Origin of the sequence: Streptomyces sp. LUP47B, from assembly GCF_001746295.1 — a bacterium.
Lineage (GTDB): Bacteria > Actinomycetota > Actinomycetes > Streptomycetales > Streptomycetaceae > Streptomyces.
Map to the genome: position 1 here is coordinate 183,794 of NZ_MJAH01000006.1, position 25,067 is coordinate 208,860.

Sequence of the window (25,067 nt, forward strand, 5' to 3'; positions counted from 1 at the left end):
GTGCTGTGTCAGCTGTTCTAAGCGAAAGCGATGTTGTAGATGCCTGCAGCGATCGCGCCACCGATCAGCGGACCGACGACCGGGACCCAGGCGTAGCTCCAGTCGGAGCCGCCCTTGTTGGGCAGGGGCAGGAGGGCGTGCACGATACGCGGACCGAGGTCACGGGCCGGGTTGATCGCGTACCCGGTCGGGCCGCCGAGGGACAGACCGATGGAGACGACGACGAGCGCGGTGATCAGGGCGCCGAGGGTGCCCAGGCCCTTGCCGTCGCCGTTGAGCCCCTGCGTGAGTACGGCGAGCACCAGCACGATCGTGCCGATGACCTCGGTGACGACGTTCTGCCAGGCGATCCGGATCTCGGGGCCGGTGGAGAAGATGCCCAGCACCGGGCCGGCGCCCTTCTCCTGTGCCTCGACGGCCTTGGCGCTCGTGGCCTGCGCACCCGGAGCGCCGACGATCTCCTTGTCGGTCAGGTGCGCGTGGAACTGGCCGTAGTAGGCGATCCAGACCAGCGCCGCACCGATCATGGCGCCGAGCAGCTGACCGCCCCAGTAGATCGGGACGTCACTCCAGGAGATGCCGTCCTTCTTCAGCGCGAGCGCGAGCGTCACGGCCGGGTTGAGGTGGGCGCCGGAGAGCGGCGCCGAGGTGTAGACGGCCGTCAGTACGGCGAAACCCCACCCGAAGGCGATGGCGAGCCAGCCGGCGTTGCGTGCCTTGGAGGCCTTCAGCGTGACGGCGGCGCACACGCCGCCACCGAGCAGGATGAGTATGGCGGTACCGATGGTCTCGCCGATGAAGATGTCGGAGCTGGACACCCGCGACTCCTTTGTCCTTCGTCCAGGGGACCGAACCCCGGGTCCCTCCGGAGGTTCGAGCTGCCCTCGGGGATGAGAGCGATGCCGGCCCTTGGCGTTGTCACACTCTAGCGCGTATTGCCGGTAGGTGTTCGACAATGCCGACCGATGGACGGGAGTCTTGCTCCGGCGTTACGTGCACGTCAAGGGTTCTGTTATCGAAAGCGCGATCGTTATTGATCGGTATGGGCTGTCGATCTTGCGAGGTGACCGCGCAGGGCGCGGCGCCGGACACGCTGCGTGCCGACCGGCCGGTATGCCCCCTGCGTGAGGGTACGGCGAGGACCGGAACGCCACCCGGCGCCCGGCCGTCCCTGCCGGCTCCCACGTACGTCTCTCAGAACCGCCCGGCGCCCAGATCCCGTGAGACCGCGCGGGCGCAGTCCCGCACGGCCGCGATCAGCTCCGGGCGCAGCGCGCCCTCTTCGTCGGACCGGCACAGCCGCTCCACCGCGCCCGTGATGCCGACCGCGCCGACCGGCATGCGCCGCCGGTCGTGGATGGGTGCGGCGATGGACGCGACACCCTCCCAGGTCTCCTCCACGTCCGCCGCGTACCCACGCGCGCGCGTGACGTCGAGGATCTGCTCGAACTCGTCCAGCTCGCACACGGTCCGCTCGGTGAACGCCTTGCGGTCGCTCTCCAGCACCTCGCTGTGCGCGACCGGGTCGTACGCCGAGAGCACCTTGCCGAGCGCCGTGCAGTGCAGGGGCTGCATGGCCCCGATCTCCAGCACCTGCCGGCTGTCGTCGGGCCGGAAGACGTGGTGCACGATCAGCACGCCCTGCTGGTGCAGCACGCCCAGATGGACGCTCTCGCCGCTGGAGCGGGCCAGGTCGTCCGTCCAGACGAGCGCCCGCGCGCGCAGCTCGTGCACGTCCAGATAGGTGGTGCCCAGGCGCAGCAGCTCGGCGCCCAGCTGATAGCGCCCGGAGGCCTCCTCCTGCTCCACGAACCCCTCCTGCTGGAGGGTGCGCAGGATGCCGTGCGCGGTGCCCTTGGCGAGGCCCAGGGACGAGGCGATGTCCGACAGGCCGAGTCTCCGCTCGCCGCCCGCGAGGAGCCGCAGCATCGCGGCCGCCCGTTCGAGCGACTGGATGTTCCGTGCCATCGCCGTCCTGCCTCCGTCCGCTTCGGCACCCGAGTGTTACGGCGCCGCTGCCGCTGTTCGGCAATGTCGAACACTACCGGTCGATGCCGACCTCCCGCTAATGGTCGGTCGGCAACTGTTGTGTCACTGGTATCCCGTTGATGACCTGGCCGCCATCCTCGTCCGTCCCGTGGACGTGCCGAACATCCCGGCGGGGACCCGGCTACCCTGGCGTGGTGCGCCCGGCGTGGGACGTCTCGCGGGCGCCTGAAGCCGACAGCCGTCGCAACTGAGGGAGCCCCTTCATGGCCTCGTCGCCACTGACCCCTTCCGCCGACAGCCGGACCCGTGTGTCCGCGCTCCGTGAGGCACTCGCCACCAGAGTGGTGGTCGCCGACGGAGCGATGGGCACCATGCTGCAGGCCCAGGACCCCACTCTCGAGGACTTCGAGAATCTCGAGGGTTGCAACGAGATCCTCAACGTGACGCGCCCGGACATCGTCCGCTCCGTCCACGACGCGTACTTCGCGGTGGGCGTCGACTGCGTCGAGACCAACACCTTCGGGTCCAATCACACGGCCGCGTCGGAGTACGACATCGCCGACCGCGTGCACGAGCTCTCCGAGGCCGGTGCCCGGATCGCCCGCGAGGCGGCCGACGAGCACACCGCCCGCGACGGCCGCCCGCGCTGGGTCCTCGGTTCCGTCGGGCCCGGCACCAAGCTGCCCACCCTCGGCCACATCGACTACGCCACGATCCGCGACGGCTACCAGGCCAACGTCGAGGGACTCCTCGCCGGCGGCGCCGACGCCCTGATCGTCGAGACCACGCAGGACCTGCTCCAGACGAAGGCCTCCGTGCTGGGCGCCCGCCGCGCACTGGAGGCCACCGGCGCCGATGTGCCCCTGGTGGTCTCGATGGCGTTCGAGACCACCGGCACCATGCTGCTCGGCTCCGAGATCGGCGCCGCGCTGACCGCGCTGGAACCGCTCGGCATCGACATGATCGGCCTGAACTGCTCGACCGGCCCGGCCGAGATGAGCGAGCACCTGCGTTACCTCGCCCGGCACTCCCGCATCCCGCTGCTGTGCATGCCGAACGCGGGTCTGCCGATCCTCACGAAGGACGGCGCGCACTTCCCGCTCGATCCCGAAGGCCTGGCCGACGCCCAGGAGACCTTCGTCCGCGACTACGGCCTCTCCCTGATCGGCGGCTGCTGCGGCACCACCCCCGAACACCTGCGCCAGGTCGTCGAGCGCGTCCGTGACCTCACGCCCTCCGAGCGCAACCCGCAGCCCGAGCCCGGCGCCGCCTCCCTCTACCAGACGGTCCCGTTCCGCCAGGACACCTCCTACCTCGCCATCGGCGAGCGCACCAACGCCAACGGCTCGAAGAAGTTCCGCGAGGCGATGCTGGAGGCCCGCTGGGACGACTGTGTGGAGATGGCCCGCGAGCAGATCCGCGAGGGCGCCCACATGCTGGACCTCTGCGTGGACTACGTCGGCCGCGACGGTGTGGCGGACATGGAGGAGCTGGCCGGCCGTTTCGCCACCGCCTCCACCCTGCCGATCGTCCTGGACTCCACCGAGGTCCCCGTCATCCGGGCCGGTCTGGAGAAGCTCGGCGGCCGCGCGGTCATCAACTCCGTCAACTACGAGGACGGCGACGGCCCGGAGTCCCGCTTCGCGAAGGTCACCAAGCTCGCCCAGGAGCACGGCGCCGCGCTGATCGCCCTCACCATCGACGAGGAGGGCCAGGCCCGCACCCCCGAGCACAAGGTCGCCATCGCCGAACGGCTCATCGAGGACCTGACCGGCAACTGGGGAATCCACGAGTCGGACATCCTCATCGACACCCTGACCTTCACCATCTGCACCGGTCAGGAGGAGTCCCGCAAGGACGGCCTCGCCACCATCGAGGCGATCCGCGAACTCAAGCGCCGCCACCCGGACGTCCAGACCACGCTGGGCCTGTCCAACATCTCCTTCGGTCTCAACCCGGCCGCCCGCGTCCTGCTCAACTCGGTCTTCCTCGACGAGTGCGTCAAGGCGGGCCTGGACTCGGCGATCGTCCACGCGTCGAAGATCCTGCCCATCGCCCGCTTCAGCGAGGAAGAGGTCCAGACGGCCCTCGACCTCATCTACGACCGTCGCGCCGAGGGCTACGACCCCCTCCAGAAGCTGATGGCCCTGTTCGAGGGCGCCACCACCAAGTCCCTGAAGGCCGGCCGCGCCGAGGAACTGGCCGCCCTGCCCCTGGAGGAGCGCCTCAAGCGCCGCATCATCGACGGCGAGAAGAACGGCCTGGAGGCCGACCTCGCCGAGGCCCTCCAGTCCCGCCCCGCCCTCGACATCGTCAACGACACCCTCCTGGACGGCATGAAGGTCGTCGGCGAGCTCTTCGGCTCCGGCCAGATGCAGCTGCCGTTCGTCCTCCAGTCCGCCGAGGTGATGAAGACCGCGGTGGCCTACCTGGAACCGCACATGGAGAAGGTCGAGGGCGACGAGGCCGGCAAGGGCACCATCGTGCTCGCCACCGTCCGCGGCGACGTCCACGACATCGGCAAGAACCTCGTCGACATCATCCTGTCCAACAACGGCTACAACGTGATCAACCTCGGCATCAAGCAGCCGGTCTCCGCGATCCTCGACGCCGCCGCCGAGCACCGCGCCGACGTCATCGGCATGTCCGGCCTCCTGGTCAAGTCCACGGTGATCATGAAGGAGAACCTGGAGGAGCTCAACCAGCGCGGCATGGCCACCGACTTCCCGGTCATCCTGGGCGGCGCCGCGCTGACCCGGGCGTACGTCGAACAGGACCTGCACGAGATCTACCAGGGCGAGGTCCGCTACGCCCGCGACGCGTTCGAGGGCCTGCGCCTCATGGACGCCCTCATCGGCGTCAAGCGGGGCGTGCCCGGCGCCAAGCTGCCCGAGCTCAAGCAGCGCAGGGTGCGCGCGAGCGCCGTGACCGTCGAGGAGGAGCGCCCCGAAGAGGGACATGTCCGCTCCGACGTCGCCACCGACAACCCGGTGCCCACCCCGCCGTTCTGGGACACCCGGGTCATCAAGGGCATCCAGCTCAAGGAGTACGCCTCCTGGCTCGACGAGGGCGCCCTCTTCAAGGGCCAGTGGGGGCTCAAGCAGGCCCGCACCGGCGAGGGACCGACGTACGAGGAGCTCGTCGAGACCGACGGACGCCCCCGGCTGCGCGGTCTGCTGGACAAGCTGCAGACCGAGAACCTGCTGGAAGCCGCCGTCGTCTACGGCTACTTCCCGTGCGTGTCCAAGGACGACGACCTGATCATCCTGGACCAGGAGGGCAACGAGCGCACCCGCTTCACCTTCCCGCGCCAGCGCCGCGGCCGCCGGCTCTGCCTCGCCGACTTCTTCCGCCCGGAGGAGTCGGGTCAGACCGACGTGGTCGGCCTCCAGGTCGTCACCGTCGGCTCGCGGATCGGCGAGCAGACCGCCAAGCTCTTCGAGGCCAACGCCTACCGCGACTACCTCGAACTGCACGGCCTGTCCGTCCAGTTGGCGGAGGCGCTCGCCGAGTACTGGCACGCGCGCGTGCGTTCCGAGCTCGGCTTCGCGGGCGAGGACCCCAGTGACGTCGAGGACATGTTCGCCCTCAAGTACCGGGGCGCCCGCTTCTCCCTCGGCTACGGCGCCTGCCCGAACCTGGAGGACCGCGCCAAGATCGCCGACCTGCTCCGGCCCGAGCGCATCGGCGTCCAGCTCAGCGAGGAGTTCCAGCTCCACCCCGAGCAGTCCACCGACGCCATCGTCATCCACCACCCCGAGGCGAAGTACTTCAACGCCCGCTGAGCCGCCGCATCCCGGCTCGCCCAGCACACTGATCGGATAAGTCGTACACTGGTCGGTCCACCGCAGGCCGGTTCCCTTCGTGGGAACCGGCCTGCTCGTCCCTCAAGGAGGTACGTGGATGACCAGCACGGTCCCCGCACCCATCACCCGTACGGCAGACGGCTCCGCCCTCCAGGCCGTCCTCCTCGACATGGACGGCACCCTGGTGGACACCGAGGGCTTCTGGTGGGACGTCGAGGTCGAGATCTTCGCGCGCCTCGGCCACACCCTCGACGACTCCTGGCGCCATGTCGTGGTCGGCGGCCCCATGACCCGCAGCGCGGGCTTCCTGATCGAGGCCACCGGCGCCGACATCACACTCGCCGAGCTCACCGTCCTGCTCAACCAGGGCTTCGAGGACCGTATCGGCCACGCCCTGCCCCTGATGCCCGGGGCCACCCGGCTGCTGACCGAACTGTCCGCGCACCGGATCCCCACCGCCCTGGTCTCCGCCTCGCACCGGCGCATCATCGACCGCGTCCTCGCCTCCCTGGGCCCTGAGCACTTCGCCCTCACGGTCGCCGGAGACGAGGTGCCGCGCACCAAGCCGCACCCGGACCCCTATCTGTTCGCCGCCGCCGGGCTCGGCGCCGATCCGGCCAGATGCGCGGTGGTCGAGGACACCGCCACCGGTGTCGCCGCGGCCGAGGCCGCCGGCTGCCAGGTCGTGGTCGTGCCCTCGGTCGCCCCTATCCCGCAGGCCCCCGGACGCACCGTCGTCGGCTCCCTCGAAGAGGTCGACCTGACATTTCTGCGCGGCCTGATCACCCTTCGATGACGGAAATGCCTCGGCTGTTCACCCAGCGTGCAGTGCGGATAACGCGGTAATTCCCCAGGTCCCTGTCACAGGAATTCGAACCGTGCCGGATGGCCGAATTCCGGTCCGCCGCCCTCCCGTCACGGGTGTGAGGTTCCCCACTCGGCCGGGTCTCGACAGGTGGCCGCGACTGTGCCGGACACCCCGTTTCCGGGGGTGCGGGGGCGCCCATGTGTCCCGATTGATGAAACCCTGCACCAATCCTTCCCCTGATGGGTTTTCGGTGCGTCCACACCCGGTTCCGCTGTGTGATGGAGGCCCAACTCCGGTGGCCGCGAACGCTCCTGCAGGTGCGGACTAATCTCCTGGTGACAACATCGCCCTAACCCCGTGATCCGCCGCACCACCCATGCATGCCGGGTACACGGACTGAACAGCTGTGGAGAAACTCGAGCATGAACCGCAAGACTTTGGTGCTGCCGGCCGTCATCGGTCTGCTGGCGCCGGTGCTCGCCGCCTGCGGCGGCTCCGACAGCGGCAGCGGCGGAGGCGACGCGATCGCTGTCGGCACCACGGACCGGTTCACCGCCACGAAGGCAGCTCCCGCGCCGCTCGACCCCGCCTACGCCTACGACGTCGGCACCTGGAACGTCCTGCGCCAGACCGTGCAGACCCTGATGATCCAGCCCAAGGGCGACGGCGACCCCGTGCCCGAGGCGGCCAAGTCCTGCGGCTTCAGCGACAGCGGCAACGAACGCTACGTCTGCACCCTGCGCGACGGCCTGAAGTTCGCGAACGGCGACGCCATCACCGCGGCGGACGTGAAGTACTCCATCGACCGCGCCCGCGCCATCAAGGCGGACTCCGGCGTCTTCGCCCTGCTGTCCACCGTCGACACCGTGGAGACCAAGGGCGACCGCGAGGTCATCTTCCACCTCAAGACCGCCGACGCCACCTTCCCGTACAAGCTGTCGACCCCGGTGGCCGGCATCGTCAACCCCGACGACTACGCGAAGAACAAGCTCCGCGACGGCTTCGACGTCGACGGCTCCGGCCCCTACACCATGAAGGCCGACGTCAAGAACGACGAGCTCGTCGACGCCGTGTTCACCAAGAACCCCAACTACAAGGGGTCGTTGACGGTGAACAACGACAAGGTCGAACTGCGCTCCTACTCGGACGCCGACGACATGGGCACCGCCCTCGAAAAGGGCGACATCGACCTCATCACCCGCACCATGTCGCCGCAGCAGATCAAGAAGCTCTCGAACGAGTCCGGCGGTGACGTCGACCTCGTCGAGATGGCCGGCCTGGAGATCCGCTACCTCGCCTTCAACACCGACGCCCCGACCGTGAAGTCCCGTGCCGTGCGCCAGGCGATGGCTCAGCTCATCAACCGCAGCGAACTCGTCTCCAAGGTCTACGGCACCCAGGCCCAACCGCTCTTCTCGCTGGTCCCGGCCACCATCACCGGCCACTCCAACTCGTTCTTCAACAAGTACGGCGACCCGAGCGTCACCAAGGCCAAGTCCCTGCTGACCCTGGCCGACATCACCACCCCGGTGAAGCTGACCCTCCATTACACGACCGACCACTACGGCTCGGGCACCAAGGAGGAGTTCGAGGACCTGCAGAAGCAGCTCAACGACAGCGGGCTCTTCGACGTCAGCATCCAGGGCGCGCCCTGGACGACCTTCCGCCCGGCCGAGCAGAAGGGCAAGTACGACGTCTACGGCATGGGCTGGTTCCCCGACTTCCCCGACGCCGACAACTACCTCGCCCCGTTCCTCGACAAGGACAACTTCCTCGGATCGCCGTACGACAACACGAAGATCCGCAGCACCCTGATCCCGGACTCCCGCCGCGAGGCCGACCGCATCGCCGCGGCCTCGAGCCTGACCGAGATCCAGGACATCGTCGCCAACGACGTCCCCGTGCTGCCGCTGTGGCAGGGCAACCAGTACGTCGCCGCACGCGACGACGTCACGGGCACCGCCTACGCGCTCAACTCCTCGTCGACACTGCAGCTGTGGGAACTCGGCCGAGGCGTGAGCGGCTGACCGACCGCGACGCCTCCAGCACCCCGGGCCCCGGCGAACGGGCCCGGGGTTTCCACCAGAACCGACGACAAGGCACTCCTACGTGAACAAGCGCATCCAGTGGCAGGTCCTGCCCATCGTGGCGGGGCTGGGCGCCGGTCTGCTGACCGGCTGCGGCACGGAGTCGGGGGGCTCCGGTTCCGGCGGCTCCTCCGTGGTCATGGGGATGTCCGACGACGTCCTCGCCACCGACCCGGCCTCCGGCTACGACCCCGGCTCCTGGCTGCTGTTCAACAACGTCTTCCAGTCGCTGCTCAGCTTCCCCAAGGGCGGCACGGAACCGGAGCCGGACGCCGCCCGGAGCTGCGAGTTCACGGACACCAAGACCCAGGTGTACGAGTGCACGCTCAAGGACGGCCTCAAGTTCAGCAACGGCGACGCGCTGACCTCCGAGGACGTCAAGTTCTCCTTCGACCGCACGTTGAAGATCAACGACGACGCCGGTCCCGCGATCATGTTCCCGATGCTCGACAAGGTCGAGACACCGGACGCGAAGACGGTCGTCTTCAAGCTCAACACCCCGGACGCCACCTTCCCGAGCAAGATCGCCTCTGGCGCCGGCTCGATCGTCGACCACACCCAGTACGACGCCGACGGCCTCCGCAAGGACGGCAAGGCGGTCGGCTCCGGCCCGTACCAGCTCGACTCGTTCGACGACGACCAGGCCGTGTTCTCCGTCAACGAGAACTACAAGGGCACCGCCGACCCCCAGAACTCCGGCGTCACGCTGAAGTTCTTCCACGGCGACCAGAGCGCCCTGAAGACCGCCCTGACCGACAAGAAGGTCGACATCGCCTACCGCGGCCTGACCGCGGGCGACATCACCGACATCGAGAACGCCTCGCCCGACTCCGGCGTCGAGGTCGTCGAGGGCACCAGCGCCGAGGTCCAGCACCTCGTCTTCAACATGGACGACCCGGCCGCGGGCCGGCTCGGCGTCCGCAAGTCGATCGCCTACCTGATCGACCGCGAAGCCCTGATCCACGACGTCTACCAGGGCACCGCGACCCCGCTGTACTCGATCATCCCGGCCGGTATCGGGGGCCACAACACGGCCTTCTTCGACACCTACGGCGCCGAGCCCTCCAAGTCCAAGGCCGCCGCCGCCCTCGCCGCCGACAACATCACCGGCAAGGTGAAGCTGACCCTGTGGTCGACGCCGTCCCGCTACGGCCCGGCCACCGGCCAGGAACTCAAGACGATCGCCCAGCAGCTCAACGCCAGCGGCCTGTTCGACGCCGACGTGAAGTCCGTGGCCTTCGACCAGTACGAGAAGGACATCGCCGCCGGGAAGTACGGCGTCTACGTCAAGGGCTGGGTGCCCGACTACCCGGACGCCGACAACTTCACGGCCCCCTTCTTCGGCAAGGGCAACGTGCTGGACAACCACTACAGCAACAACGAGATCACCGGCTCGCTCATCCCGCAGACCGCCGCCCAGCCGGACCGCTCCGCGACGGACGACCCCTTCGGCACCCTCCAGGACATCGTCGCCGAGGACGTCCCCGTCCTGCCGGTCTGGCAGGCCAAGCAGTACGCCGTGGTCCGTGACGACGTCTACGGCCTGGAGTACTGCCTCGACGCCTCCACCGTGTTCCGCTTCTGGGAGCTCAGCAAGGGCTGATCCCGCGACGGCCGCAGACACGAAGAGGGCGCCCCCAGTCAGGCGGGGGACGCCCTCTTCGCTCCGTACCGCTTCCGCTACTGCGCGCCGGGACGCACCAGCCCGCTCTCGTACGCGTACACCGCGGCCTGCACCCGGTCCCTGAGCCCCAGCTTGGTCAGGACGTGACCGACGTGCGTCTTCACGGTGGTCTCACTGACGAACAGATCCGCGGCGATCTCCGCGTTGGACAGCCCGCGCGCCACCAGCTTCAGCACTTCGACCTCGCGGTCGGTGAGCGTGTGCAGCGTGTCCGGCACCGGCTCGTCGCCGGACGGCAGATGCGTGGCGTACTTGTCGAGCAGCCGACGCGTGATGCTGGGCGCGAGCATCGCCTCACCCGCGGCCACCACCCGGATCGCCTGCACGAGCTCGTTGGCCGGGGCGTCCTTGAGCAGAAAGCCGCTGGCCCCCGCCCGCAGCGCCTCCACCACGTACTCGTCGAGGTCGAAGGTCGTCAGCACGAGCACCTTGGCCGGGCCGTCCCGCCCGGGCCCGGTGATCTGCCGCGTCGCCTCGACACCGTCCATCCGAGGCATACGGATGTCCATGAGGACCACGTCGGGCTGGAGCGCCCGTACCTGGTCGAGAGCCTGCAGGCCGTCTCCGGCCTCGCCCACGACCGCGAGGTCCTGCTCGGCCTCCAGGATCATCCGGAAGCCGGTTCGCAGCAGGGGCTGGTCGTCGACCAGTAGGACGCGGATGGCCACGTAAGTCTCCTTCGCTAGTCCGGCCCCATTCTGCCCTGCTCACCGATCGCGGACGTCACCGGCAGCGGGTACGGCGGGGGAGTGCCGCCGAACTCCGGGCAGTGCTCCTGGTGATCGCACCAGCCGCACAGCTTGGTCGGGCGCGGCCGCCAGTCGCCCGTCTCCGTGGCCTGCCGGATGGCCTCCCACAGCGCCAGCAGCTTGCGCTCGACGCGCTCCAGGTCGGCGAGGACGGGGTCGTACGTCAGGACGTCACCGCTGCCGAGGTAGACGAGCTGGAGCCGGCGCGGGATCACGTTCTTCAGCCGCCACACGACCAGGGCGTAGAACTTCATCTGGAACAGCGCGCCCTCGGCGTACTCGGGACGGGGCGCCTTGCCGGTCTTGTAGTCGACGATCCGCACCTCGCCGGTCGGCGCCACGTCGACCCGGTCGATGATCCCCCGCAGCCTCAGCCCCGAGTCCAGCTCCGCCTCGACGAACAGCTCCCGCTCCGCGGGCTCCAGGCGCGTCGGATCCTCCAGCGTGAACCACCGCTCGACCAGCCGCTCCGCCTCACCGAGCCACAGCGCCAGCCGCTCGCCGTCCGGATCGTCGGCGAACAGCTCCACGACCTCCGGCCGGCTCTCCCTGAGCCGGTCCCACTGGCCGGGGACGAGCGACTTGGCCCGGGGCGCGGTCCGCTCCGTGGCCGGGGCGTCGAAGAGCCGCTCCAGCACCGAGTGGACCAGCGTCCCCCGGGTGGCCGCCTCGCTCGGCTTCTCCGGAAGCCGGTCGATCACCCGGAACCGGTACAGCAGCGGACACTGCATGAAGTCATTGGCACGAGAAGGGGAGAGGGAAGCCGGCGCTATGGCGGTCGGCCGGGACACCTCCACGGTCCCCTCCGCCGTACCCTCTGCCGTCGGCTCGCCGGTGACCGGCTCCACCGCCGCCCCCGGGTCGCCGCTCGCGGCTTCCGCCGTGTCCTCGGTGCTCGTCTCCATGACCACAGACCATACGGCCCGCCACTGACAGTGACCCACCCGCGGCCGTGACCGCCGTGACCGCTGAGGAAACACGGGGGGTGCCGGGGCGGAACGCGTCGCGACCGCCGCATACCATCAACCCGAGACCCTTCCGCACGGCAGGCGGAAGACGCTTCGAACGAGGGGACATCGTGGACGAGAGCGGCGGGAGCGGGCAGCCGCGGTCCGGCAAGGACCGGCCGGCCAAGCCCCACGCAGGGCCCACGGCCCACACCACCGACCCCACGACCCCCGACCCGCACGAGAACGGCACCCGGGCGTCCGCCCCGAACCCCCAGCCCACGAGCGCTCCCGCACAGGCCGCCAACACACCCGAACACGACGGCGCCCCGGAGCCCTCCGCGGATGATCACCCCACCCACGACACCTCCGAGGCGGACGGTCTCCCACAGACCGGCGCCGGGCCCGAGGGCAGTGGGCGCCCGTCGCAGCCGCCGACGGCCGACGACCGCGGCGCCTCGCCACGATCGACCGACGGCACTCCCGAGGCCGACGCGGCCCCCACGGCCGGTGGTCCCCCGCAGACCGGCGCCGGGCCCGAGGGCAGTGGGCGCCCGTCGCAGCCGCCGACGGCCGACGACCTCGGCACTCCCGAGGCCGACGCCGAAGCCGACGCGGCCCCCGCGGCCGGTGGTCCCCGGGAGACCGGCGCCGGGCCCGAGGAGAGTCGGCGCCCGTCCGAGGCCCCGGCCCCGGAGGCCGACGGGCCGGCAGGTGAGGGTGCGAGCGCGGATCGTGAGTCCGAGGGGCACCACGGCGGTCACCGGCAGCCCTCGCCACCCGCCGGCCCGCACAAACCCGAAGAGGCGGACGCCGACCACGCCCCTCCGGCCTTCCACGGCGAGCACCGCACCCTCGCCCACTCCGGCGCCCCCAAGAACCCCCCSCCACCCCAGTCCCCCCAGCCCCGCGGCGGCCTGCTGATGGGCCGCCCCTTCGGTGTGCCCGTCTACGTCGCCCCCAGCTGGTTCCTCGTCGCCGCCCTCATCACCTGGGTCTTCGGCGGACAACTGGACCGCGTGCTCCCGGAGCTCGGCGCCGCCCGCTACCTCGTCTCCCTCTTCTTCGCGGTCGCCTTCTACGCCTCCGTCCTCGTCCACGAACTGGCGCACACCGTCGCGGCACTGCGCTTCAAGCTCCCCGTCCGCCGCATCCAGCTCCAGTTCTTCGGCGGCGTCTCCGAGATCGAGAAAGAGGCCGAGACCCCCGGCCGGGAGTTCGTGCTGGCCTTCGTCGGCCCGCTGCTCTCCCTGGTCCTCGCCGGCCTCTTCTACCTCGCCATGCTGACCGTCGAACCCGGCACGGTCCCCGGCGTCCTGCTCGCCGGCCTGATGGTCTCCAACCTCATCGTGGCCGCCTTCAACCTCCTGCCCGGCCTCCCCCTCGACGGCGGCCGCATGCTCCGCGCCGTCGTCTGGAAGATCACCGGCAGGCCCATGAGCGGCACCATCGCCGCCGCATGGGTCGGCCGCGCTCTCGCCGTCTGCGTCCTCATCGGCCTCCCCCTGCTCACCCAGTCCGGAGCGCTCGGCTCCTCCGCCGAGGACAACGTCGGCATGGACACCGTCATGGACGCCCTGCTCGCCGCGATCCTCGCCGCGATCATCTGGACCGGCGCCGGCAACAGCCTGCGCATGGCACGCCTGCGCGAACACCTCCCCGAACTGCGCGCCCGCACCCTCACCCGCCGCGCGGTCCCCGTCGAGTCCGACACCCCCCTCTCCGAGGCCCTGCGCCGCGCCAACGCCGCCGGCGCCCGCGCCCTGGTCGTCGTCGACGCCGAAGGCACCCCGCTCTCCCTCGTCCGCGAGGCCGCCATCGTCGGCGTACCCGAACACCGCCGCCCCTGGGTCGCCGTCGGCGGCCTCGCCCAGGACCTCACCGACGGCATGCGCGTCTCCGCGGAGCTCGCGGGCGAGGACCTGCTGGACGCCCTGCGCGCGGCCCCCGCCACCGAGTACCTCGTCGTCGAGCAGACCGGCGAGATCTACGGCGTCCTGTCCGCGGCCGACGTGGAACGCGCCTTCGTGAAGGCCATGGCCAGACCGTCCTAGTGGTCGGCGGCCCCGCCGGGGACCGGTAGGCTGTTCACATGTCCGAACCGACCGGTGCCGCCCGCAGGCGCGGGCCCTTCAAGGTCGGGGACCAGGTTCAGCTGACCGACCCCAAGGGCCGCCACTACACGTTCACGCTCGAAGAGGGAAAGAACTTCCACACCCACAAGGGTTCCTTCCCGCACGACGAGCTGATCGGCGCACCCGAGGGCAGCGTTGTCCGCACCACCGGTAACGTCGCCTACCTCGCGCTGCGCCCCCTGCTCCCCGACTACGTCCTGTCCATGCCCCGCGGCGCCGCCGTGGTCTACCCCAAGGACGCGGGGCAGATCCTCGCCTTCGCGGACATCTTCCCCGGCGCCCGCGTCGTGGAAGCCGGCGTAGGCTCCGGCTCGCTCAGCAGCTTCCTGCTGCGCGCCATCGGCGACCAGGGCATGCTGCACAGCTACGAGCGCCGCGAGGACTTCGCCGAGATCGCCCAGCAGAACGTGGAACGCTACTTCGGCGGCCCGCACCCCGCCTGGCAGCTCACTGTCGGCGACCTCCAGGACAACCTGTCCGACACCGACGTCGACCGCGTCATCCTCGACATGCTCGCCCCCTGGGAATGCCTGGAGGCCGTCTCCAAGGCACTCGTCCCCGGCGGCATCCTGTGCTGCTACGTCGCCACCACCACCCAGCTCGCCCGGACCGTCGAATCCATCCGCGAGATCGGCTCCTTCAACGAGCCCACCTCCTGGGAGTCGATGATCCGCAACTGGCACGTGGAAGGCCTGGCCGTCCGCCCGGACCACCGCATGATCGGCCACACCGGCTTCCTGCTCACCGCCCGCCGCCTCGCCGACGGCGTCGAGCCCCCCATGCGCCGACGCCGCCCCGCCAAGGGCGCCTACGGCGAGGACTACACCGGCCCCAACGCCGACGGAGGCGCCGGCCGCTAGGACGGCCCCGTGCCGCAGTCAACGTACAGGCGTCGGAGTGGAGTTCCCGCAGACCAGGGGAACTTCACCCCGACGCCTCCGTGTTGAGGGAACCGCCGTACGGCAACCCGCACAAGTACCCACCCCGCCGTTCCCCCCACCTGTGACGTGTGGCACCATGCTGGCCACCCCACCCCCACCGGCACGCCCTCACAGGAGACGCTCCTAGTGCAGCAATCCGCCGTCCCGGAACTGGCACACACGAACACCCGCCCCATCCACTGGGTCGCCACCGCCACCGCCGTGGCAGGCGTCGTGGCCTTCTCCTCGGTCCTGCAGCCCAACTCGGCGACAGCGGCCCAGGCGGCCGGCCCCGAGCCCAGAACCGCCCCCGTGGTCGCGACCGCGCCCGATCCCGCGGACGTCCGCTTCCCGATCGACTGCGGACCCGTCAAGGCGAAGATCCAGAAACAGGTCTCCGGAGACCTCGACGGCGACGAACGGCCGGAAACAGTCGTCGTCGTGCACTGCGACGCCCCCATGGGCACCCCGCCGGACGCCGTCTACGTCATCACACGCGCGAAGGGCACCGGTGAACCCCGTGTCGTCGCCACCCTGCTGAGCCCGAAGACCCGCAACACCGTCACCGACTTCACGGTGAGCGACGGCACCGTCCTCGCGACCCTCCTCGGCTACTCCACGTCCGACGTACCCAGTTGCTGCCCGGACGTGAAGGACAAGGCGAAGTGGCAGTGGAAGGACGGTGCGTTCGTCCGCTCGACCCCCGCGGGCACACACACCGTCTGACCGAAGCGATCACATCTGTGAGAAATCAGACAGTCATCACGCACGGTCGTCTCCGGTCACTCAGCGTCCGGACCGTAGATCTCCACCCTGTCCGAAACTCGACGTACGTGAATGCAGTCGCCAGGACACTCCTTCGCGGAGTCGACCACATCGTTGAGAAGCGGCAGCGGTACGGGCGTTGTGGCGCCCCTGTCCTGCAGAAGCTCGTCGTCCGAGCCCTTCACATACGCCAGACCGTCGATGTCCAGCTCGAACACCTCGGGCGCGTACTGGGCACAGATGCCGTCACCAGTACAGAGATCCTGGTCGATCCAGACCTCCAGGGTCTCGCCGTCGGCCCCGACCTCCTGCTGCACTCTCATCTCTCCTGCCGTTTATGCGTCGAGCCGAACGGGAATCCGGCCAGCTCTGGCGGGTGTTGAACACTTCGACCCTACCTTCGGCAGCTTTCCAATCTTGTTCGGTGGGTATTCCCCTGGCGTGAGGGAGAGCGCAAGGGTGAAGATCGGACACACCTCGACAGTCTTTGTGATCTAGGGGTTTCAATCGACACCCACCCAGGTAGGGTCTGGAAGCGTCCAGCTCCCCTTGGAGGAGGTGAGGACCGTGGCAGCCCACGACGACGACATGAACCGCGGCATCCGCCCGGGACGAGGGTCCGACGACCCGTCCGGGCAGATTGCCTACCTTGAGCAGGAGATCGCCGTCCTGCGACGCAAGCTCGCCGACTCTCCGCGACACACGAGGATTCTCGAAGAGCGGATCGTCGAGCTGCAGACCAACCTGGCCGGCGTGTCCGCCCAGAACGAGCGACTCGCCAACACGCTCCGTGAGGCCCGCGACCAGATCGTGGCCCTCAAGGAGGAGGTCGACCGGCTCGCACAGCCCCCGGCCGGCTTCGGCGTCTTCCTCGAAGCGAACGAGGACGGCACCGCAGACATCTTCACCGGCGGCCGCAAACTGCGGGTGAACGTCAGCCCAAGCGTCGAACTCGAAGAGCTCCGGCGCGGCCAGGAAGTGATGCTCAACGAAGCTCTCAACGTGGTCGAGGCCATGGAGTACGAGAGCGTCGGCGACATCGTCACCCTCAAGGAGATCCTCGAGGACGGGGAGCGCGCCCTGGTACAGGGCCACACGGACGAGGAGCGGGTGGTACGGCTCGCCGAACCGCTGCTCGACGTGACCATCCGCCCCGGCGACGCCCTGCTCCTCGAACCACGCTCCGGCTACGTCTACGAGGTCGTGCCCAAGAGCGAGGTCGAGGAACTCGTCCTCGAAGAAGTCCCCGACATCGGCTACGAACAGATCGGCGGACTCGGCGGCCAGATCGAGGCCATCCGAGACGCCGTAGAGCTCCCGTACCTCTACCCGGACCTGTTCAAAGAGCACGAACTGCGCCCACCCAAGGGCGTCCTGCTCTACGGACCCCCCGGATGCGGCAAGACGCTCATCGCCAAGGCCGTCGCCAACTCGCTGGCCAAGAAGGTCGCCGAGGTCACCGGCCAGGCCACCGGCAAGAGCTTCTTCCTCAACATCAAAGGCCCCGAGCTCCTCAACAAGTACGTCGGCGAGACCGAGCGGCAGATCCGCCTCGTCTTCCAGCGTGCGAGGGAGAAGGCCAGCGAGGGCACACCCGTCATCGTCTTCTTCGACGAGATGGAATCCCTCTTCCGCACCCGCGGCTCCGGTGTCAGCTCGGACGTGGAGAACACCATCGTCCCCCAGCTGCTCGCCGAGATCGACGGCGTGGAAGGCCTGCAGAACGTGGTCGTGATCGGCGCCTCCAACCGCGAGGACATGATCGACCCCGCCATCCTGCGCCCCGGCCGCCTGGACGTGAAGATCAAGATCGAACGTCCCGACGCCGAGGCCGCCAAGGACATCTTCGCCAAGTACCTCACCGAGCGCCTCCCGCTGCACTCCGACGACGTCGGCGAGCACGGCGGCAGCAAGGCCACCACCGTCCAGAGCATGATCCAGACGGCCGTGGAACACATGTACGCCGAATCCGAGGAAAACCGCTTCCTGGAAGTCACCTACGCCAACGGCGACAAGGAAGTCCTCTACTTCAAGGACTTCAACTCCGGCGCCATGATCGAAAACATCGTGGGCCGAGCCAAGAAGATGGCGATCAAGGACTTCCTCGACCACAACGCCAAGGGTCTCCGCGTCTCCCACCTCCTCCAGGCCTGCGTGGACGAGTTCAAGGAGAACGAGGACCTGCCCAACACCACCAACCCCGACGACTGGGCCCGCATCTCCGGCAAGAAGGGCGAGCGGATCGTCTACATCCGTACCCTCATCACCGGAAAGCAGGGCGCCGACACAGGGCGCTCCATCGACACGGTGGCAAACACCGGTCAGTACCTGTAAAGACAGGGCGGCTGCGGGTGCCCTCACCGGGGTACCCGCAGCCGACTGTTTTTCAGGCAACTAACCGGACCAAAGGCGAGCAAGGCAATGACGCAAATGATCTCCCCACCAGCGCAGAGCCGTTCTAGGCTCTTCGGTACCGCCGAATCGCGCAGTGCGGGGACGGGCACCGCACACGCACCGGAGCGCCAGCGGTACTTGAGCGGCGCCCCCGACCGAGGGCGCCGCCGGGCAAGGAGGGCCGCATGACCGTACGGCGAGTAATGGGCATCGAGACGGAGTACGGGATCTCCGTCCCCGGCCACCCCAACGCCAATGCCATGCTCACCTCATCCCAGATCGTCAACGCCTACGCGGCGGCGATGCACCGGGCCCGACGGGCCCGCTGGGACTTCGAGGAGGAGAATCCGCTGCGGGACGCACGGGGCTTCGACCTCGCCCGCGAGGCCGCCGACTCCAGCCAGCTCACCGACGAGGACATCGGCCTGGCCAATGTCATCCTCACCAACGGCGCACGGCTCTACGTCGACCACGCACACCCCGAATACAGCAGCCCCGAGGTCACCAACCCCTGGGATGCCGTCCTGTGGGACAAGGCCGGCGAACGCATCATGGCCGAGGCCGCCGAACGGGCCGCCCAGCTCCCCGGCGCCCAGCCCATCCACCTCTACAAGAACAACACCGACAACAAGGGCGCCTCCTACGGCACGCACGAGAACTACCTGATGAAGCGGGAAACCCCCTTCTCGGACATCGTGCGCCACCTCACCCCCTTCTTCGTCTCCCGCCAGGTCTTCGCAGGCGCCGGCCGCGTCGGCATCGGCCAGGACGGACACGAACACGGCTTCCAGCTCAGCCAGCGCGCGGATTACTTCGAGGTCGAGGTAGGCCTCGAGACGACCTTGAAGCGCCCCATCATCAACACCCGCGACGAGCCCCACGCCGACGCCGAGAAATACCGCCGCCTCCACGTGATCATCGGCGACGCAAACCTCTCGGAGATCTCGACGTACCTCAAGCTCGGCACCACGGCTCTGGTCCTGTCCATGATCGAGGACGGCTTCATCGCGGTGGACCTCGCTGTCGACCAGCCGGTACGCACCCTCCACCAGGTGTCGCACGACCCCACCCTCCAGCGCCTGGTCACCCTCCGCAGCGGCCGCACACTCACCGCGGTACAGCTCCAGATGGAGTACTACGAGCTCTCCCGCAAATACGTCGAAGAACGCTTCGGCGCCGACGCGGACGACCAGACCAAGGACATCCTGGCCCGCTGGGAAGACACCCTCAACCGCCTCGAGAACAACCCCATGAGCCTCGCCGGCGAACTCGACTGGGTCGCCAAGCGCGAACTCATGGAGGGCTACCGGCGCCGCGACGACCTCGACTGGGACGCCGCCAAGCTCCACCTCCTGGACCTCCAGTACGCCGACGTGCGCGCCGACAAGGGCCTCTACAACCGGCTCGCGGCCCGCGGCCGCATCAAGCGCCTGCTGGACGAGAACGAGGTCGAGCGAGCCCGCACCAAGCCCCCGGAGGACACCCGCGCGTACTTCCGCGGCCGCTGCCTGGAGCAGTACGCCGACGACGTCGCCGCGGCCTCCTGGGACTCGGTGATCTTCGACCTCCCGGGCCGGGACTCGCTCCAACGGGTCCCAACCCTCGAACCGCTTCGCGGAACGCGAAATCACGTCAAGGAGCTCCTGGACCGCTGTCGCACGGCAGAAGACCTGGTCAGGGTCCTGTCGGGCAGCTGAACGAGTCCTTTGGCCGGGCGGTCCCGCAGGGTGGAAAACCCGGCCAGAGGGAATCATCGAGATGGCCCCCGTACGTTGTAGGAACTGCGGGGCCGATGTCAGACCCTGCTTGTAGGGTCTGATCAAGAACGTCGAACCGAGCGGGGTGAGGGGTTATGGCGACCAAGGACACCGGCGGCGGACAGCAGAAGGCCACGCGCAACACCGAGGAGGTCGAGGAGCAGACCGCGGAAACGCAGGGTTCCGAGGACCTCAAGGAGCGCCAGGAGAAGCTCAGCGACGACGTGGACTCCGTCCTGGACGAGATCGACGACGTACTCGAGGAAAATGCCGAGGATTTCGTGCGCTCCTTCGTGCAAAAAGGTGGAGAGTAGAGGCTGATAGGTCACTTTGCCTTCGAAGTGAAGGTTGCGGGGGATTTAAGTGGCTGAAGAGCTCGACGCCAAGGAGTGCAGGAAGTGTGGGCGGGATCTACCTCTTGCGGCCTTTGCGCGTGACAAGAATCGGCGTGACGGCCTCCAGGTGCACTGCCGGGAGTGCGTGGCGGAGTACAGCGCCACGCACTACCGGCGGCGCCGGGAGGCCATGGGTAAGTCGGTCCGAGAGCATGTTGACGTCCCGGACGGACACAAGCTCTGCCGCACGTGCGGAGAGATCAAGCCGTGGAGCGAATGGCATCGCAACGCGACGGCCTCGGACGGGCTGTCGACGCGCTGCAAGGCGTGCCGCGCGGCTCAGGGTCGGCGAGACCATTTGAAGCGTCAGTACGGCCTCACCGAAGCCGAGCGTGACGAGTTGATCGCCTCTCAAGGGGGCGTCTGCTGCATATGTTTGGCGGCTGTGCCCGAGCATGTGGATCACTGCCACAAGACGGGTAGGGTCCGAGGCGTACTGTGCTTCAGCTGCAATGCCGCACTGGGGCAGTTCAAGGATCGGCCCGATGCCATAAGGCGGGCTGCTGCTTATGTGGAAGGAATCGCGTGGAAGCCAACACTCGTAGCACCGGGCGTCTACCAGCTGCCTTCCTGACGCCTGGGTCGTCGTCCTTCATGGACTTCCTGTCCGAGCACCAGCCGGAGATGCTGCCGGGCAACCGGCAGCTGCCGCCCATGCAGGGTGTGATCGAGGCGCCGCACGGCACCACGATCGTGGCGGTCACCTTCCCCGGCGGTGTCGTGCTCGCCGGTGACCGTCGCGCCACGATGGGCAATGTCATCGCTCAGCGGGACATCGAGAAGGTGTTCCCGGCGGATGAGTACTCGGCCGTCGGGATCGCCGGCACCGCCGGTCTCGCCGTCGAGATGGTGAAGCTGTTCCAGTTGGAGCTGGAGCACTTCGAGAAGGTCGAGGGCGCCCAGCTGTCCCTGGAGGGCAAGGCGAACCGGCTGTCCACCATGATCCGTTCCAATCTCGGCATGGCGATGCAGGGGCTGGCCGTGGTGCCGCTGTTCGCGGGGTACGACGTGGACCGCGGCAGGGGGCGGATCTTCTCGTACGACGTCACCGGCGGCCGTTCCGAGGAGCACAACTTCGCCGCCACCGGTTCCGGCTCGGTCTTCGCTCGCGGTGCCATGAAGAAGTTCTTCCACGACGGTCTGAGCGAGGCCGAGGCCACGATGCTCGTGGTGCAGGCCCTGTACGACGCGGCCGACGACGACTCGGCGACCGGTGGCCCCGATGTCGCCCGCCGGATCTACCCGATCGTCACCGTGATCACCGAGGACGGCTTCCGCCGGCTCACCGACGACGAGTCCTCCGAGATCGCCCGTTCGATTCTCGAGCGGCGGCTGGAGCAGCCCGACGGCCCGCGGGCCGCGTTGCTCTAGGCGCCACCGTCTTGTTCAAGGTGATCGCAGTGACTTCCACAGAAAGGGACGGATAACCGGTGTCGACGCCGTTCTATGTCTCCCCCCAGCAGGCGATGGCCGACCGGGCGGAGTATGCCCGCAAGGGCATCGCCCGTGGTCGCAGTCTGGTCGTGCTGCAGTATGCCGACGGCATTGTGTTCGTCGGCGAGAATCCGTCCCGTGCGCTGCACAAATTCAGCGAGATCTACGACCGGATCGGTTTCGCGGCCGCCGGTAAGTACAACGAGTACGAGAACCTGCGGATCGGTGGCGTCCGGTATGCCGATCTGCGTGGTTACACCTATGACCGTGACGACGTGACCGCTCGTGGTCTCGCCAATGTGTACGCCCAGACGCTGGGCACGATCTTCTCCTCGGCCGGTGAGAAGCCGTACGAGGTGGAGCTGGTCGTGGCGGAGGTCGGTGAGACGCCGGACGGTGACCAGATCTACCGGCTGCCGCATGACGGTTCCATCGTGGACGAGCACGGCTCGGTCGCGGTGGGCGGCAACGCGGAGACGATCAGCACCTATCTGGACCAGCGTCACCAGGACGGTATGAGCCTGGCGGAGGCGCTGAAGCTGGCCGTGCAGGCGTTGTCCCGGGACACGAACGGCAGTGAGCGGGAGATCCCCGCGGAGCGGCTGGAGGTCGCTGTGCTGGACCGTACGCGTCCGCAGCAGCGCAAGTTCAAGCGCATCGTGGGGCGTCAGCTCGGTCGGTTGCTGGAGGCCGGCGGTGCGTCCACCGAGGCGGAGAGCGCGGATGACGCGGAGGGTTCCGAGGACGAGTAGTCCTGGGGCGTTCCGCCCGACCATCACCCCTTCTGTGCCCCGGCCGACCATGAGGCCGGGGCACAGGGCGTTCAGGGGGCGCTGGGCGGGGCCGTGGAGCCTCGTACGACGAGTGCGACGGGGATGTCCCCGGGTTGCGGTGTGCGGCCTTCCAGGACGGCCAGGAGGGCTTCCATGCCGCGTTCGCCGAACAGCTCGGCGTCCAGTCGTACGGTGGTCAGTTCCGGGTCGATGGCGGTGGCGAGGCCGAGGTCGTCCAGGCCGGTGACGGAGATGTCGTCGGGGATGCGCAGGCCGAGTCGTCGTACGGCTTTGTAGGCGCCGGCGGCGAGTTTGTCGTCGTCGCAGACGAGGGCGGTGGGCCGGGGGCCCGGGGTGGCGAGGGCGGCCTCTGTGGCGGTCAGGGCGCCGTCGATGGAGATGGGTGCGTGGGCGGTGCGGATGGAGGTGCCGGGGACCGCGTCGAGTTGTGCGGCGAGTTCGCGGGCTCGGATCTCGAAGGTCCAGGAGGGCACGTCGGCCGCGAGGTGCAGGAAGCGGCGGTGGCCGAGGTCCAGGAGGTGGGCGGCGACCTGGCGGATGCCGTCGGTGATGTCGAGGTTGACGGTGGCGGCGCCGAGGCTGCCGGTGGGGTCGCTGTCGAGCATGACGAGGGGGAGTTGGTCGCCGCGGATGGCGGTGAGGGCGTCGGCGGCCATGGAGGAGGCGATGACGCCGTCCAGGGCGGCCTGGGCGGAGGCGAAGGGGTCGCGGGCGGGGCCGATGCCCTCGGGGGAGGGGTAGAGGACGACGCCGAAGCCGTGGTCGGCGGCCACGCGTGCGGCGCCGGTGTAGACGCCGGCGAAGAACTCCGTGGTCAGGGCCGGGACGACGAGCAGGACGGTGCGGGTGTGGCCGAGGCGGAGGTTGCGGGCGGCCAGGTTGGGTCGGTAGCCGAGGTCGCGGGCGGCTTCGCGGACCCGTTGGGCGGTGGTTTCGGAGACCCGGCCGCGCCACTTGTCGCCGAGCACGAGTGAGACGGCTGCCTGGGACACTCCGGCCGCCTGTGCGACGTCACGGCTGGTCGGGCGCGTACTGCTGCGTGCCACCGTGGGTCCGCTCCTTCGTCTGGACGTCCGAACAGCGCACATGGTACGTATGGGTGTCGGGGTTATACGTATGACTTGGAGGCGGGACATGGCCGCGGGATACCTGGAGATCCTCAGGGCGAGGCACGCGGCGCGCCTGCTGACGGGAACGTTGGTGGGCCGGCTGCCGAACGCCACCGCGGCGATCGCCATCGTGCTGTTCGTGCGGGCGCAGGGCGGCACGTACAGCCTCGCGGGGGGTCTCGCGGCCGTGTACGGCGTGGCCAACGCCGTGGGGCAGCCGGTGCTGGGGCGGCTCGTCGACCTTCACGGCCAGCCCCGTGTCCAGCTTCCCTCCGCCGTGCTGTCGCCCCTCGCGATGGCTGTGTTCGCCTTCAACGGCACCGCCCCGCTCCCGCTCGCCTATGCGGCCGTGGCCGCCGCGGGACTCTTCACGCCGCCTCTGGAGGGCGGTCTGCGGGCCCTGTGGCCGAGTGTGCTGCGCAGGGAGGGCCAGGTGCACACGGCGTACGCCATGGACGCGGTGGCGCAGGAGGTCATGTTCACGGTGGGGCCCTTGCTGGTGACGTTGTGCGCGTCGCTGTGGTCGGCGCAGGCGGCACTGCTGGTGCTGAACGTCATCGGGGTGCTGGGTGCTGTCTCGGTCGTGGTGTCGCCGCCTTCGCGCGCGTGGCGCTCCGCACCGCGTGAGGCGCACTGGCTCGGCGCGCTGCGCTCACCCGGACTGGTGGCGATGCTGGGGGCGTTCCTGTTCGTCGGCATCGCGCTCGGGTCCATCACGGTGGCCTCCGTGCCGTATGCGGACGAGCACGGCGGGGACGCGGTGTACGGCTGGCTGATGGCCGGGATCGGTCTGGGCGCCCTGGTGGGCGGCATGGCGTACGGCGCGCGGCAGTGGGCCGGTGAGCCTGCGCGGCGACTTCAGGTCCTGGTGGGCTTCCTGGCGGTGTGTTACCTGCCGCTCACTCTGATGCCGGGGGCGGTGGCCATGACGCTGCTGGCGGTGCTCGCGGGTGTGTTCCTGGCGCCCGTCATCGCGTGCGCCTTCGTGCTGGTGGACCGGCACGCGCCTGCCGGGACGGTCACCGAGGCTTTCTCCTGGCTTGTGACGACGTTCACGGTCGGTGCCTCGGTCGGAACGGGCCTCGCGGGCCCGGTCGTCGAGCGGGGCGGGGCCCTGTGGGGCTTCGTCGTGCCGGGTGTCGCGGGGGGCGTGTCGCTGCTGGTTCTGCTGGTCACGGGAGGCGTCCTGACAGCTCCCGCTGGGCGGGCGGTGGTTGCGTCTTCATCGGAAAATGATCCAAACCGTGCTGCCGAACCCCGTTTCAGCTCGGGGGATCGGGCGTAATGTTCACTC

The 25,067-nt window shown here is 69.0% G+C and carries 20 protein-coding genes; 14 read left to right on the forward strand and 6 right to left on the reverse strand.

Annotation, left to right across the window (positions count from 1 at the left end; genetic code table 11):
• Positions 1 to 17: 17 nt before the first annotated feature.
• Positions 18 to 818 (reverse strand): MIP/aquaporin family protein, encoded by an 801-nt coding sequence (locus BFN33_RS19095; RefSeq protein WP_069761295.1) that lies wholly within the window; start codon positions 816 to 818, stop codon positions 18 to 20.
• A 376-nt stretch (positions 819 to 1,194) separates the two neighbouring features.
• Positions 1,195 to 1,968 carry an IclR family transcriptional regulator gene (locus tag BFN33_RS19100; RefSeq protein ID WP_069761296.1) on the reverse strand — a complete coding sequence of 258 codons (774 nt, stop codon included), beginning with the start codon at positions 1,966 to 1,968 and terminating at the stop codon, positions 1,195 to 1,197.
• Positions 1,969 to 2,252: 284 nt separating this feature from the next.
• Between BFN33_RS19100 and metH the strand changes: the two genes are divergently transcribed.
• The 4 genes from metH to BFN33_RS19120 all read left to right on the forward strand — a co-directional run bounded on the left by metH (position 2,253) and on the right by BFN33_RS19120 (position 10,293).
• Entirely contained in the window at positions 2,253 to 5,774 is a 3,522-nt protein-coding gene (gene metH / locus BFN33_RS19105; protein WP_069761297.1) for a methionine synthase, read from the forward strand.
• A 118-nt stretch (positions 5,775 to 5,892) separates the two neighbouring features.
• Positions 5,893 to 6,591 carry an HAD family phosphatase gene (locus tag BFN33_RS19110; protein WP_069761298.1) on the forward strand — a complete coding sequence of 233 codons (699 nt, stop codon included), beginning with the start codon at positions 5,893 to 5,895 and terminating at the stop codon, positions 6,589 to 6,591.
• Positions 6,592 to 7,025: 434 nt separating this feature from the next.
• A complete protein-coding gene (locus tag BFN33_RS19115) occupies positions 7,026 to 8,630 on the forward strand; it encodes an ABC transporter substrate-binding protein (RefSeq protein WP_069761299.1) in 1,605 nt (534 codons plus the stop codon).
• Positions 8,631 to 8,712: 82 nt separating this feature from the next.
• On the forward strand, positions 8,713 to 10,293 hold the full coding sequence (locus BFN33_RS19120) for an ABC transporter substrate-binding protein (RefSeq protein WP_069761300.1): 1,581 nt from the start codon (positions 8,713 to 8,715) through the stop codon (positions 10,291 to 10,293).
• A gap of 77 nt (positions 10,294 to 10,370) precedes the next feature.
• Here the strand turns inward: BFN33_RS19120 and BFN33_RS19125 are convergent, their stop codons facing one another.
• Together BFN33_RS19125 and BFN33_RS19130 are read right to left on the reverse strand one after the other, a co-directional pair.
• Positions 10,371 to 11,042 carry a response regulator transcription factor gene (locus BFN33_RS19125; RefSeq protein WP_030606450.1) on the reverse strand — a complete coding sequence of 224 codons (672 nt, stop codon included), beginning with the start codon at positions 11,040 to 11,042 and terminating at the stop codon, positions 10,371 to 10,373.
• A 14-nt stretch (positions 11,043 to 11,056) separates the two neighbouring features.
• A complete protein-coding gene (locus BFN33_RS19130) occupies positions 11,057 to 12,028 on the reverse strand; it encodes a RecB family exonuclease (protein ID WP_069761301.1) in 972 nt (323 codons plus the stop codon).
• A gap of 173 nt (positions 12,029 to 12,201) precedes the next feature.
• Between BFN33_RS19130 and BFN33_RS19135 the strand changes: the two genes are divergently transcribed.
• The 3 genes from BFN33_RS19135 to BFN33_RS19145 all read left to right on the forward strand — a co-directional run bounded on the left by BFN33_RS19135 (position 12,202) and on the right by BFN33_RS19145 (position 15,851).
• Positions 12,202 to 14,124 carry a site-2 protease family protein gene (locus BFN33_RS19135; protein WP_069761302.1) on the forward strand — a complete coding sequence of 641 codons (1,923 nt, stop codon included), beginning with the start codon at positions 12,202 to 12,204 and terminating at the stop codon, positions 14,122 to 14,124.
• Between the two features lie 38 nt (positions 14,125 to 14,162).
• On the forward strand, positions 14,163 to 15,065 hold the full coding sequence (locus tag BFN33_RS19140) for a tRNA (adenine-N1)-methyltransferase (protein WP_069761303.1): 903 nt from the start codon (positions 14,163 to 14,165) through the stop codon (positions 15,063 to 15,065).
• 207 nt (positions 15,066 to 15,272) lie between these two features.
• Positions 15,273 to 15,851: a hypothetical protein gene (locus BFN33_RS19145; RefSeq protein ID WP_069761304.1), complete on the forward strand. Its 579-nt coding sequence runs from the start codon at positions 15,273 to 15,275 to the stop codon at positions 15,849 to 15,851.
• Between the two features lie 56 nt (positions 15,852 to 15,907).
• Here the strand turns inward: BFN33_RS19145 and BFN33_RS19150 are convergent, their stop codons facing one another.
• Positions 15,908 to 16,213 (reverse strand): ferredoxin, encoded by a 306-nt coding sequence (locus BFN33_RS19150; RefSeq protein WP_069761305.1) that lies wholly within the window; start codon positions 16,211 to 16,213, stop codon positions 15,908 to 15,910.
• Between the two features lie 244 nt (positions 16,214 to 16,457).
• Between BFN33_RS19150 and arc the strand changes: the two genes are divergently transcribed.
• The 6 genes from arc (at position 16,458) to prcA (ending at position 22,622) form a co-directional block, all read left to right on the forward strand.
• Positions 16,458 to 18,224 (forward strand): proteasome ATPase, encoded by a 1,767-nt coding sequence (gene arc, locus BFN33_RS19155; protein WP_057614326.1) that lies wholly within the window; start codon positions 16,458 to 16,460, stop codon positions 18,222 to 18,224.
• Between the two features lie 245 nt (positions 18,225 to 18,469).
• A complete protein-coding gene (gene dop, locus BFN33_RS19160; protein ID WP_365647039.1) occupies positions 18,470 to 19,981 on the forward strand; it encodes a depupylase/deamidase Dop in 1,512 nt (503 codons plus the stop codon).
• A 155-nt stretch (positions 19,982 to 20,136) separates the two neighbouring features.
• Entirely contained in the window at positions 20,137 to 20,355 is a 219-nt protein-coding gene (locus BFN33_RS19165) for a ubiquitin-like protein Pup (protein ID WP_007380863.1), read from the forward strand.
• A 49-nt stretch (positions 20,356 to 20,404) separates the two neighbouring features.
• Positions 20,405 to 21,010 (forward strand): endonuclease VII domain-containing protein, encoded by a 606-nt coding sequence (locus BFN33_RS49890; RefSeq protein WP_079140890.1) that lies wholly within the window; start codon positions 20,405 to 20,407, stop codon positions 21,008 to 21,010.
• Positions 20,962 to 21,807, forward strand: a complete 846-nt coding sequence (gene prcB / locus BFN33_RS19170) for a proteasome subunit beta (RefSeq protein ID WP_069761307.1) — start codon at positions 20,962 to 20,964, stop codon at positions 21,805 to 21,807. Before BFN33_RS49890 ends, prcB begins: the two co-directional genes overlap by 49 nt.
• Positions 21,808 to 21,866: 59 nt before the next feature.
• The gene (prcA, locus tag BFN33_RS19175; protein ID WP_069761308.1) at positions 21,867 to 22,622 is read left to right on the forward strand and encodes a proteasome subunit alpha; all 756 of its coding nucleotides are present in this window, start codon (positions 21,867 to 21,869) and stop codon (positions 22,620 to 22,622) included.
• 71 nt (positions 22,623 to 22,693) lie between these two features.
• On the opposite strand, the gene BFN33_RS19180 is transcribed toward prcA, so the two are convergent.
• Positions 22,694 to 23,710 (reverse strand): LacI family DNA-binding transcriptional regulator, encoded by a 1,017-nt coding sequence (locus BFN33_RS19180; RefSeq protein ID WP_069761309.1) that lies wholly within the window; start codon positions 23,708 to 23,710, stop codon positions 22,694 to 22,696.
• An 88-nt stretch (positions 23,711 to 23,798) separates the two neighbouring features.
• Here BFN33_RS19180 and BFN33_RS19185 point away from each other — a divergent pair, with 88 nt between their 5' ends.
• Positions 23,799 to 25,058 (forward strand): MFS transporter, encoded by a 1,260-nt coding sequence (locus BFN33_RS19185; protein ID WP_069761310.1) that lies wholly within the window; start codon positions 23,799 to 23,801, stop codon positions 25,056 to 25,058.
• The last annotated feature ends 9 nt before the right edge of the window (positions 25,059 to 25,067 follow it).